General features: G+C 67.4%; 16 protein-coding genes and 1 pseudogene. 8 read left to right on the top strand and 9 right to left on the bottom strand.

All coding sequences use genetic code 11. The annotated features are described in order from the left end of the window. A pseudogene (locus tag EV659_RS14510) lies at positions 1 to 1,284 on the bottom strand (hypothetical protein); the annotation flags it as partial. A 125-nt stretch (positions 1,285 to 1,409) separates the two neighbouring features. Here EV659_RS14510 and EV659_RS14505 point away from each other — a divergent pair. Then, a complete protein-coding gene (locus EV659_RS14505; RefSeq protein WP_132709614.1) occupies positions 1,410 to 1,700 on the top strand; it encodes a BrnT family toxin in 291 nt (96 codons plus the stop codon). After that, on the top strand, positions 1,675 to 1,974 hold the full coding sequence (locus EV659_RS14500; protein ID WP_200288191.1) for a BrnA antitoxin family protein: 300 nt from the start codon (positions 1,675 to 1,677) through the stop codon (positions 1,972 to 1,974). The genes EV659_RS14505 and EV659_RS14500 overlap by 26 nt, the downstream gene beginning before the upstream one ends. Before the next feature lie 139 nt (positions 1,975 to 2,113). Here EV659_RS14500 and EV659_RS14495 read toward each other — a convergent pair whose 3' ends face one another. The 7 genes from EV659_RS14495 to EV659_RS14465 all read right to left on the bottom strand — a co-directional run bounded on the left by EV659_RS14495 (position 2,114) and on the right by EV659_RS14465 (position 5,965). Beyond that, positions 2,114 to 2,392 (bottom strand): DUF2312 domain-containing protein, encoded by a 279-nt coding sequence (locus EV659_RS14495; RefSeq protein ID WP_132709612.1) that lies wholly within the window; start codon positions 2,390 to 2,392, stop codon positions 2,114 to 2,116. A 544-nt stretch (positions 2,393 to 2,936) separates the two neighbouring features. Then, entirely contained in the window at positions 2,937 to 3,413 is a 477-nt protein-coding gene (locus EV659_RS14490) for a VRR-NUC domain-containing protein (RefSeq protein WP_132709611.1), read from the bottom strand. After that, entirely contained in the window at positions 3,410 to 4,075 is a 666-nt protein-coding gene (locus tag EV659_RS14485; RefSeq protein WP_132709610.1) for a hypothetical protein, read from the bottom strand. Before EV659_RS14485 ends, EV659_RS14490 begins: the two co-directional genes overlap by 4 nt. Before the next feature lie 257 nt (positions 4,076 to 4,332). After that, entirely contained in the window at positions 4,333 to 4,791 is a 459-nt protein-coding gene (locus EV659_RS14480) for a helix-turn-helix domain-containing protein (protein WP_132709586.1), read from the bottom strand. Beyond that, the gene (locus tag EV659_RS14475) at positions 4,775 to 5,026 is read right to left on the bottom strand and encodes a hypothetical protein (protein ID WP_132709609.1); all 252 of its coding nucleotides are present in this window, start codon (positions 5,024 to 5,026) and stop codon (positions 4,775 to 4,777) included. Before EV659_RS14475 ends, EV659_RS14480 begins: the two co-directional genes overlap by 17 nt. Beyond that, positions 5,023 to 5,676, bottom strand: a complete 654-nt coding sequence (locus tag EV659_RS14470) for a hypothetical protein (RefSeq protein ID WP_132709608.1) — start codon at positions 5,674 to 5,676, stop codon at positions 5,023 to 5,025. Before EV659_RS14470 ends, EV659_RS14475 begins: the two co-directional genes overlap by 4 nt. A 76-nt stretch (positions 5,677 to 5,752) precedes the next feature. Further along, positions 5,753 to 5,965, bottom strand: coding sequence for a carph-isopro domain-containing protein (locus EV659_RS14465; RefSeq protein ID WP_132709607.1), 213 nt, complete (start codon positions 5,963 to 5,965; stop codon positions 5,753 to 5,755). 77 nt (positions 5,966 to 6,042) lie between these two features. On the opposite strand from EV659_RS14465, the gene EV659_RS14460 reads away from it, so the two are divergent. Continuing rightward, entirely contained in the window at positions 6,043 to 6,762 is a 720-nt protein-coding gene (locus EV659_RS14460; protein ID WP_165878931.1) for a S24 family peptidase, read from the top strand. A 42-nt stretch (positions 6,763 to 6,804) separates the two neighbouring features. Here EV659_RS14460 and EV659_RS14940 read toward each other — a convergent pair whose 3' ends face one another. Continuing rightward, the gene (locus tag EV659_RS14940) at positions 6,805 to 7,446 is read right to left on the bottom strand and encodes an SWIM zinc finger family protein (protein WP_184409843.1); all 642 of its coding nucleotides are present in this window, start codon (positions 7,444 to 7,446) and stop codon (positions 6,805 to 6,807) included. 279 nt (positions 7,447 to 7,725) lie between these two features. On the opposite strand from EV659_RS14940, the gene EV659_RS14450 reads away from it, so the two are divergent. From EV659_RS14450 to EV659_RS14780, 5 genes are all read left to right on the top strand, one after another. After that, positions 7,726 to 8,097: a hypothetical protein gene (locus EV659_RS14450; protein ID WP_132709605.1), complete on the top strand. Its 372-nt coding sequence runs from the start codon at positions 7,726 to 7,728 to the stop codon at positions 8,095 to 8,097. Continuing rightward, positions 8,094 to 8,291 (top strand): hypothetical protein, encoded by a 198-nt coding sequence (locus EV659_RS14445; RefSeq protein ID WP_132709592.1) that lies wholly within the window; start codon positions 8,094 to 8,096, stop codon positions 8,289 to 8,291. The genes EV659_RS14450 and EV659_RS14445 overlap by 4 nt, the downstream gene beginning before the upstream one ends. Continuing rightward, positions 8,288 to 8,503: a hypothetical protein gene (locus EV659_RS14440; protein ID WP_132709604.1), complete on the top strand. Its 216-nt coding sequence runs from the start codon at positions 8,288 to 8,290 to the stop codon at positions 8,501 to 8,503. The genes EV659_RS14445 and EV659_RS14440 overlap by 4 nt, the downstream gene beginning before the upstream one ends. Positions 8,504 to 8,507: 4 nt before the next feature. Then, on the top strand, positions 8,508 to 8,771 hold the full coding sequence (locus EV659_RS14785; protein WP_165878930.1) for a hypothetical protein: 264 nt from the start codon (positions 8,508 to 8,510) through the stop codon (positions 8,769 to 8,771). Next, on the top strand, positions 8,764 to 9,028 hold a 265-nt coding region (locus EV659_RS14780), incomplete at its 3' end, for an ASCH domain-containing protein (RefSeq protein ID WP_165878929.1). The genes EV659_RS14785 and EV659_RS14780, both read left to right, overlap by 8 nt.

Below are 9,028 nucleotides of genomic sequence, written 5' to 3'. Positions count from 1 at the left end.
GGCGTCAAGCTCACTGCACAGAGCCGCCGCTGCGTCGACGGCGGCATCGCTGCCACCGCGGCCTGCGCGGCGCGCGCCGGGGTGGTGGGTTGGGGAGCCTGGGTTTTGCTGGCTTTGAGGGCTGTCGTCATACTTGCCTTCCATGATCTGGATGAACGCGCTTTCGCGGGCCACGAAGTCGAGGGTCATGCGGAACACGGTGCCGTTGCGGCCGGGCACCTCGCCGCGCAGGAACGGGCTGTGCCGGATCTGCGCCAGCACCCGGTCCCAGCCATCGAGCCCATGGTCGCGCAGCCGGGCCGCCACTGCCTTGCGCCGCCCCTCGCTCACCTTGCAGCACGCCCGGATGCCGCCGGCCTCACCAACCTCGCCGGCCAGCGCGTTGTAGCGCTCGATCGCCGCATCCACGTCGGCGCGGGACGGACGGGCCTTGGCGGCCGACGCTGGCCGGGCACCGGGCGGACGGATCGGGATCACCTCGCCGGTGACCGCCGGACGCGTGGGCGGCACCCCCGAGACTGGGCTGTCGGGTGGCGCGGACGGAGGCTCGGTCGGCGGCTGAGACTGAGCCGGAGGGCAATCGTGACGATGATCGTGATCGACCGGCCCGGCCTTGCCTGTGGGGGCTGGCGGCGGCGCGGCCGTCGCCCCCTCCGACCGAAGGGAGGAGGGTATCTGACTCTGCGTCTGCGTCTGCGTATGCGTGTGTCGGACGGGTGTGACACGGGTGTCCCCACCGGTGTCCACACCCGTGTCCACACCCGTGTCGGCACCGGTGTCATCACCCGTGCCAGACGGGTGACCCAGGGCTGCGCACAGGTCTGCCCACGCCCGCCGGCGTCCGGCAGCCTTCTTGCTCTCGTCGCTTGCCAGGGCCTGGACCGCCTCGCGCGCCGCTAGGTCGGCCAGCATCGCATCCCGTACCGGCGAGACCGGCAGCGCCAGCGCCGCCTTGATCGCACCCTGGGCCGCATCGGCGTTGGCGATGGCATAGCTCGGCTGGTCCAGATACCCCACGATGCGGATCAGAGATTCCTCGGCATCGGCCTCGATCAGGCCCACATCGATCAGCCGCTTCAAGGCGCCTTCCACGGCCGCCTTGCTCGCCTCACGCTCAACGGCGATCACACCGGCGCGCACGCGGAAACATCCCATCGCCGTCCCGTGCTGGCAGGTCAGGAGGTACAGATAGGTGAGTTGCGCCTCGCCATCGCCCGCCAATTTCTGGAATTTCCGGCTGTCCCACAGGGAGGCCGACACAATGCCAAATGATCGACCGCTCATACCTTATCTCCTGTGTCGTGGCGGCATGGCCGCGCGTGGCGTGGCATTGAGGAATAGGCGACCGTCATGTCGCGCCTCCGCCCCCGTGCCTTGCAGAACCGACTTTCGGTGTGTATAAAAATTCCATGAGCGGGCCGCCGAGCTATGATTGGGATGACGCCAAAAGCGCGGCCCGGCGGGCCCGAAGCGGCCACGGCTTCGACCTTGTTGAGTGGTTCGACTGGGACAGCGCGCTGATCGTCCGAGACCAACGCCGCGACTATGGCGAACAGCGCTACCGGGCGTTCGGGCTGATCGACGGACGGTTGTTCTGCTTGGTCTTCACGCCACGGGGCGACCGGTTGCGCGTCATCTCCCTTCGCCGGGCCAATGCCCGAGAAAGGCAAGCCTATGACCGAGCCAAAGACCCCACGTGACCCTATCGACCGGGCGCTGGACCCGGACGACGTCGAGTTCACCGATGCCATGATGCGCGGCGAGCATCCGGGTTTCCCGCGCGTCACGAACGCCGAGCGCGCGCGGCTGCCGTTGCCGAAGAAGCTGCCCGGCCGGCCGCCGGGCTCGTCCAAGACGCGGGTCAACCTGCACCTGGACAACGATGTGCTGGCGCACTTCAAGGCTGGCGGCCGCGGATACCAAACGCGCATCAACGAAGCCCTGCGGCGCGCGATTGAGGAAGAACTGGCGTAACCCAGCGGCTCACCGCGCGGCGCATGGAGCATCTGGGCGAGCCCCTGCCCGAACCGCACCCTGTGACCGCTGCCGACCCGGCGGACGCGGAAGAGCTTGCCGGCGTGATCGCCGTCCCCTACCGCCCCCGATCCGACCATCATGCCGCCGCCCCGCCTTCGAGCGCGTGCAGATAGACGTCGAGGAGCGTTTCGAGTTCCTGGCGTTCCTGGGTTTCCATCTTCCGCAGCCGGATCACCTGGCGCATGATCTTCGGGTCGAAGCCATTGGCCTTGGCCTCGGCGTAGACATCCTTGATGTCGTCGGCGATTTCCTGCTTTTCCGCTTCCAGCCGCTCGATGCGCTCGATGAACTGGCGCAGTTGCGCGCCCGACACGCCGCCCGCATTGGCGGGGGCCGTTTCCTGACCGTCATTCATGGGATGCCTCCTGGGGTTCTGGGGAACGAGGGCGGCGCACTGGCCGATTGGCCGGTGTCGGTTGTTGTTGTGGGCGTCGGGCCAGGTCCCCACCGGTGCGCCGATGGGGCTTGGGTGACGCCGCCCTCGCGAGGTGGCTGCCGGTGGGGAGGACCACACACCGGCCGGGGCGCAGGAGGGACCCGCCCCGACCGACGCGCGCCGACAGCCACCGCGCCAGACCGGCGCGGGAGAAAGCCCCCGGCCGCAAGCCGGGGGAAGGTGATCTCATCAAGGAAACGCGGGCGCCCGGCCGGGGCCGGAACGCCAGGCCCGCAGCGGCGGGCTGGCACGCACAAGCGCGAAGCGAGAGAGAGGGGCCGTCTCGTGACCCGGACGCCGATGCGGCGATTGGCGGCTGTCGCGCGGTCGGGCACCGACCGTCCGGGGGGCCGCCCGGCATCGCCGCGGGGTGACGCGGGTCGGGTGCCCCGCGAGGGAATGCCCCCGGAAAAACTCTTGAAGCCATGGGCGCCCACACTCCGGGCCGCGCCCGTGCGGATGGTCACCTGGCACATGGCTCGCCCCCCTCGCCCGGTGCGGTGACAACGCCCCAGTCGGTCAGCGCCGCCTCGGCATCCGCCACCGAGCGGCACACCGCGAGCGGCACGCCCAGATGCTCCATGCGCCGCGCAAACCGCCGCTGGCTGTCGCTGAGCCGGCCCCGGTCGGCCTTGACCTCGATCCAGCCGACACCGGCCGCGCCCGCCGGCGCTGCCCACAGCACCAGGATGTCCGGCGCCCCGGCCATCGCCCCCTTGGCCTTCACCGCCGCGCCATAGCGGGCGTTCATGTGGCCGCCATTGGGCACGTGCAGCGCCAACAGGTCGCCGCCGGTGGCGGCATCCAGGCCGCGCAGATAGTCCATGATCGCCCGATGCACCGGGCCCTCGCGGTCGGTGTAGCCGCGCCCGGCCCGCCGGCCGCCCTGCCCGGCCGCAAACCGGGTACGAAACGCCGCCGCTGTCATGCGCTGGGTCATGGGGTGTCACTCCCCTGGCCACCTCGCCGCCGGGCAATCTCCCTCTCGGCGAGACGGCGCAGACGCTGACCAAGGCAGTCGAACGCTTGCGGCACGTTCTGCGAAGGGACTTCCTCTCGAAGAAAGGTGAGCAGGTTCACCTCGTTGGAGCCGTCCACAATGGTCGCCCCGGCCCCAACCGCCTTGGACTGCATCTGGCCGTGGCCGTCGAACCAAACGAGATGGCGACGGCGCGGGTCTATGCGGGTAGCAGCATCCTGGATTTGCTTGCTCGGACGAGCCTTGCGCCGCGTGTGCGCCCGCACAGCGACGCGCTCCTCACTCCGCCGCCAAGCCATGAAGACCTTGATGACTTCCTGGCGAACGTCGGCCGCGCGCTCCGTGCGCGACAGCATGCAAAGCAAGAGAGTTTGGGGCTCGTTGAGATAATAGGCGCGGCCAGGACGCCCGCCCTTAGCAGAGGTTTTCACGGAGCGCGTGAAAACCTCTCCGTACCGTTCCAACTCGGCTCGGTTGCTCTCAATGGCCTCGCGGATGTTCAGGGGTTGGGCCATGCCCAGGCGTTCGCCGAGCCGAACATCCTTGATACGCGGCTCGTCGCTATCGCTTTCGATGTCGGTAAGAGAGAGGGCAGACTCCGCCCGTTCGCCAGTCTCAGCCATGGCGTCGCTCCTCTGGCATTCGAGTGCCGGAGCGTCACCACTTGCTAAGGTGCTGGCGCTCCGGGGGTTAGCAACTCGGCCAGAGTCGAGCCCGCACGCCTTTAGGCTTGCGCCCTGGACATACGCGTACGGCCCCCGGAACATAGGCATAGAAAAACCGCCTGCGGGGCGGGTTCCGCTCTGACTTGGAGTTGCTAAGCTCCAAGCCACATAATACGGCTCGCGCCCTTGGCTTTCAAGGTTTGGCGTTTGGATCGTCATGCCCCGCCCTCCAAGTCGGCGGCGCTGCTGGCCGCCGGCGGGCCGGATCGGTGATCGCGCCAGTTGATCGACGGGCCGGGGACGCTCTGCGGGGCGATCGACAGATCATCCTCGCCATAGCCGCGCCGCGAGAGGATCGCGTGCACGCGGCGCGCCTCGGCCTCGCGCTCGCGCTTGGTGGGCCAATCGCAATCGCGCTGGGGGGCAGGCGGCGGCGCCATCGTCAGCCCCAATTCTGGCAAGACCATGCCAACGGGCCGCCACCCGTCGCGGCGCGGTCGACACACGCGCCCCTGCTCGACCAGCACCGGCATGGCGCGGCGCACGGCCTCGCCACACATCCCGATCGCCTCGCCGATTTCCCGTTCCGTCGGCGTCCGTCCGCCGGCACGGGCCCGCTCGCACAGATAGGCGTAAATCGGTTCGGCCCGCTGGTGATCAATCGGCGTAGGCATGGGGGCCCTCCGTCTTTGCCTGGTGATTGGCGGCGGACGCCGCGGTCAGAACACGTTCGAGGGCGCGCAGCCGGTCGCGGGCGTCGCGCCAGTCGGCCTCGGCCGCCACTGCGGCGTCTTGGGCGCGCTCCAGCGCCCGCCGGGCGGTCCGCAGGCGCTCCCATGCCGCACGCGCCACGGCGCGCGCTTCCTCATGGGCATGGGGGCTGGAGGCTCGGGTCGGGCGGGGGCTCATATGTCGAACTCCCGGCCCTGGCGCAGGCGCAGGCTACGGCCCTGTTGGCCGCCGCGCGGTGCGCGTTGCATGATCGGCTGGGCGGCTTGATCGTCGGGCACCGGCACCCAGCCGCCGCCGTCGGCCAGGGCCAGACCCAGCGCCAGACCGGCCAGCCAGACGCCCAGGCCGCGCGCCGCCCCGTTCAGCCGATCCGGGCGCGCTGGCGCAGCCTGATCCCGCGTCCGACCATCCGATCCGCTCGCCGCGACAGGCGAAAGCCCGCGCTGCCCAGCGCCCGCGCCGTCCACGCTGTCACCTGCCCGAGCCAGATCCAGAGTGCGCTGCGTAGCCGCGTCCACATGGGCCAAATCCTTTCTCAACTGTCGCATGTCGGCTTCGATGCGCTCGGCGCGGCGCTCCAGGGGCACGTCACCCAGCAGCGGCTCGAACACATGATCGACGAACGGCCGGCCCCAACGCTCTACCATCGCCGCCATGTGCGGCACCTGGGGCAGACTGCCGGCCTTCCAGCGCTTGGCGGTCTGCGGCGCGGTGGGCGGGAACATCGCCGCAACAGTCTTGTAGTCGTAGCTGCGCAGCCAATCGGCCAGGCGCGGGCCGAGGATCTCTTCCAGATCGTCGGCCAACATCACACACCCTGTGGTCATGGGCTTTATCCCTCCGTTCGCTCAGGCTGGGACCATGACGACCCCAGCCGCATATCGCCGTGGGCCAGACCGCCGCTCATGCGGCTCGGTCTTTGTCCAAAAAGAAGTCTTCGGGCTGGAGCGGAATGCCGTGCTCACGGGCGGCCGTCAGCACCTCCACGTGCCGACGCACGGGGATGAAGCCCCGCTCTTTCCAGCCCTGAACCGTACTGGCGTGACGATGCCCCAGCCGCCGAGCCATGGGGCTGATACCGCCGAACGCCTCGATGATTTTTTCTGCCTGGGTCATGGCATGGACGTTATACGCACAGTGCGTACATCGTCAACGCAGAATACGTATGGCCACGTGCGATATTGGCCATGTTTATGAACAAGATCGCCAAGACCACCGCAGCCGGCCGCCTTCGGGACCTCCGCGAACGCGCCAATTTGTCGATGGAAGGCATTGCCACGGCGATGGGGTATGCCGGCGCAAGCAGCTATCAACGCTACGAAAACCCTGAGGATTTCGAAGCGGGATTGCCGTTGCGGTTTATCAAGCGGCTGCTTGAGGTCTTGCCAGGGCGAGGCAGCCCGCCGATATCGCCAAAAGAAGTCTGGGACCTCTGCGAAGCCCAGATGACGGACTTCCTACCCGCCGAAGAGGGGCTTATCGCGCCGGAAACCCCAATTCCCGATTACGTCAAGATCCGCCAAATCCCGACCTATGCGGGGCTCGGTGGCGGCGGGAACGGAGACGGCGACGAGATGTACGTGCTGTTCCCGCGTCATCTCGTCGAGAGCGAACTGCGGGCACATGCCGAAAACCTGATGGCGATCCAACTTCGCGGTGATTCGATGTCGCCGACGCTTCTCCATGGCGACCAGATTCTGTTCGACACCCGGGATAAGATGCCAACGATGCCGGGGATTTTCGTTCTTTGGGACGGCGACGGGATGGTTTGTAAGCGAGTGGAAAAGGTGCCCAGAAGCGACCCTCCGCGTGTGCGGCTGCTGCCTGACAACCCGGCATACTCGACCGACGAAGCACTGGCGGAAGAAATCTCGATCATGGGGCGTGTCGTCTGGTTTGGCCGACGACTGTAACGCACGCCCTCGCCGAGTTTACCCCCGCTTTGTGGACCCAATTCAGGCCGGCCTTTCCCGCTTGGCCATTTCCAAGAACCGGTCGATCGCTGGTTCAGGATGCCCCCACGTGCCGACAGACCGCTGAGACTTCCCACGGACACCCCAAGGCCTGGCCCGCGTCTTGAGATTCTCGATGGAACGGTTGGCACTCCAATCGTCTTCGTACTCATAGTCGTAGGGGACATATTCGAGTATCAAACTCGGGGTCTTACGAAGATTGCCATTCTTGAAGCGACAGCGGAGCTTCAGGCACTCTTCCTGCCGTTCATCCTCTGACCGGGTAACCTCAATTACCCACCCCATCTGCTCAAGTTCACTACGGAACCGGGCAGCAATATCCTGTACGGTCTTGAGTTTCGCGAAATCGGCACGGCGCAGATCGGTATTCACCCGTGACGCAGCCTTCTCCAGATATTGGCTGCCCTCGGCCCTGCGAATAAGCTCGATCACATCTGCTTCATATGGCGAAACCAGTTTCTTCAGGTCCCCTTGCAAAAGATAAGCAATGTGCTTGCAGAAACTTCTTCCTCGTCGCCCCACTGGGCATGAGCAAAATATCCGCAGCCCCTCGCCTTCACCTTCTGCCGTAACCTTGTAGGGCGTCTTCGCCGAACCCTGCACATAAAAAAGCAATCGATCCATCAATTCCCTCCACTCATTGTGGAGAATACTGACGACTAAGAAAGGCGGAGTCAAAAGCGGCCCAACGGCTAGCCGCCCTTTGCCAATATCTTGAGCTAGCCGGGTAGCTGCCCACCCATGTCATACGTTTTTTACGTTGATGCGTACGCCATATGCGTATATCGTTCTCTCCATCGCCCCGTACGACAAGGCCACCGGCCAGGCTCTGCGCGGCGCTGCCCCACCGCCCGACCCGGCGTCAGCCAACAGGGCCGGGCAATCCTCACCAAGGAGGGAGCGATGATGGATCAAACACCGGCCGCCGCTGCGGCACCGAAGGCCAGCCCGGGCGACCGCGTCGCCCAACTCGAAGCGGCGCTGACCGAGGCGCTGCGGGAACTGACCGCCGAGCGCGACACGCTCTACGATTTCGTGACCGGCCCAGACGGGCGCTATGGCGACCCGCGCGACGAGGCCGAGGTGGCGCGCCTCGACGGCATCATCGACCGGGGCCGGGCCGCGCTGTCCGGCCAGCCGCAAGACCAGCCGTTCGCCGCCGGGCGGATCGGCGCGCCGTCCACCATCGACGAGGCGGTCGCCCTGCGCGACGCCCTGGATCGCCGTATCGCCGCCATGGTGCGTGACGGCCGCCGCGAGGAGGCCGCCCAATGAGCGCTGAAATCGTCTCGCTGTTTCCGATGTTGGGCCACCGGGTGCGCCATCGCCCCACCGGCCGGGTCGGCATTGTCACCGCCTATCGCGCCCATGAGCGCCTGGCGATCCAGGCCGTGGGCGAGGGCCTGACCGCCATCGTCAACACCGTCGACTGCGTGCCGGTCGAGCCGGCCGAAAGGACCGCACCATGACCAGCCACAACCCGAAGACCCTGAAAGAAGCCTTCGCCGCCCAGCGGGGCCGGCAATCAGCCGATCGTCGCGCCGCGCCCCACTGCCCCGCGCCCGACATCGAGCCGCAGACCGTGGCGGACGAAGCCGCCCTGGTCGGCATGATCCTCGGCGCGCTGTCCGGCGGCATCGTCGGGCTGACCCTCGGCCTGATCGTTGCGAGCGGAGGCTAAGGCGATGCCCGACCCGAAGGCCGATTCCCGACCGCTGCACGATGACGGGTGGTGGCTGCCCGCCTGGAACCCGGATCGGCACGACAACCTCTGCCCGTACCGACTGTCGGAGGATGACCTGCGCGAAGCCGTCGCTACCGCTATCAACCGCGACCACGGCGCCCGCATCATCGCCAGCGTGGCCGAGTGGTGGCTGGATTACTCAGAAATCACCCGCGCGGGCGTGCGCTTTGCGTGGGGGAAGCTCAAGGAATCTGAAAATGCGTAGCACTGATTCCCGACCGCTCGCGCTGACCGTTCACCAGCCCTGGGCGACGCTGATCGTCGCCGGGCTCAAGCCATTCGAGTGGCGCACCTGGGAGGCGCCGGCCTGGGCGCAGGGGCGGCGCGTGGTGATCCACGCCAGCCGGCTCGACCCCAAGGCCCATGTGCTCGACCGGCTGATCGCCCAGATCGATTGCGACCTGGGCACCCGTGGCGGCGAGGGGCTGGTGGTCGAGCCGGCGCTGCGGCTGCTGCGCGACG

It is taken from the genome of Rhodothalassium salexigens DSM 2132, assembly GCF_004341375.1.
Lineage (GTDB): Bacteria > Pseudomonadota > Alphaproteobacteria > Sphingomonadales > Rhodothalassiaceae > Rhodothalassium > Rhodothalassium salexigens.
Note: the sequence above shows the minus strand (reverse complement) of the source record. Positions and strands in the feature narration are given on the sequence as shown.

Coding starts and splice junctions, on each gene's coding strand:
- EV659_RS14505 (WP_132709614.1), top strand. CDS start 1,410: ATGAGCGGGCCGCCGAGCTATGATTGGGATGACGCCAAAAGCGCGGCC.
- EV659_RS14500 (WP_200288191.1), top strand. CDS start 1,675: ATGACCGAGCCAAAGACCCCACGTGACCCTATCGACCGGGCGCTGGAC.
- EV659_RS14495 (WP_132709612.1), bottom strand. CDS start 2,392: ATGAATGACGGTCAGGAAACGGCCCCCGCCAATGCGGGCGGCGTGTCG.
- EV659_RS14490 (WP_132709611.1), bottom strand. CDS start 3,413: ATGACCCAGCGCATGACAGCGGCGGCGTTTCGTACCCGGTTTGCGGCC.
- EV659_RS14485 (WP_132709610.1), bottom strand. CDS start 4,075: ATGGCTGAGACTGGCGAACGGGCGGAGTCTGCCCTCTCTCTTACCGAC.
- EV659_RS14480 (WP_132709586.1), bottom strand. CDS start 4,791: ATGCCTACGCCGATTGATCACCAGCGGGCCGAACCGATTTACGCCTAT.
- EV659_RS14475 (WP_132709609.1), bottom strand. CDS start 5,026: ATGAGCCCCCGCCCGACCCGAGCCTCCAGCCCCCATGCCCATGAGGAA.
- EV659_RS14470 (WP_132709608.1), bottom strand. CDS start 5,676: ATGACCACAGGGTGTGTGATGTTGGCCGACGATCTGGAAGAGATCCTC.
- EV659_RS14465 (WP_132709607.1), bottom strand. CDS start 5,965: ATGACCCAGGCAGAAAAAATCATCGAGGCGTTCGGCGGTATCAGCCCC.
- EV659_RS14460 (WP_165878931.1), top strand. CDS start 6,043: ATGAACAAGATCGCCAAGACCACCGCAGCCGGCCGCCTTCGGGACCTC.
- EV659_RS14940 (WP_184409843.1), bottom strand. CDS start 7,446: ATGGATCGATTGCTTTTTTATGTGCAGGGTTCGGCGAAGACGCCCTAC.
- EV659_RS14450 (WP_132709605.1), top strand. CDS start 7,726: ATGATGGATCAAACACCGGCCGCCGCTGCGGCACCGAAGGCCAGCCCG.
- EV659_RS14445 (WP_132709592.1), top strand. CDS start 8,094: ATGAGCGCTGAAATCGTCTCGCTGTTTCCGATGTTGGGCCACCGGGTG.
- EV659_RS14440 (WP_132709604.1), top strand. CDS start 8,288: ATGACCAGCCACAACCCGAAGACCCTGAAAGAAGCCTTCGCCGCCCAG.
- EV659_RS14785 (WP_165878930.1), top strand. CDS start 8,508: ATGCCCGACCCGAAGGCCGATTCCCGACCGCTGCACGATGACGGGTGG.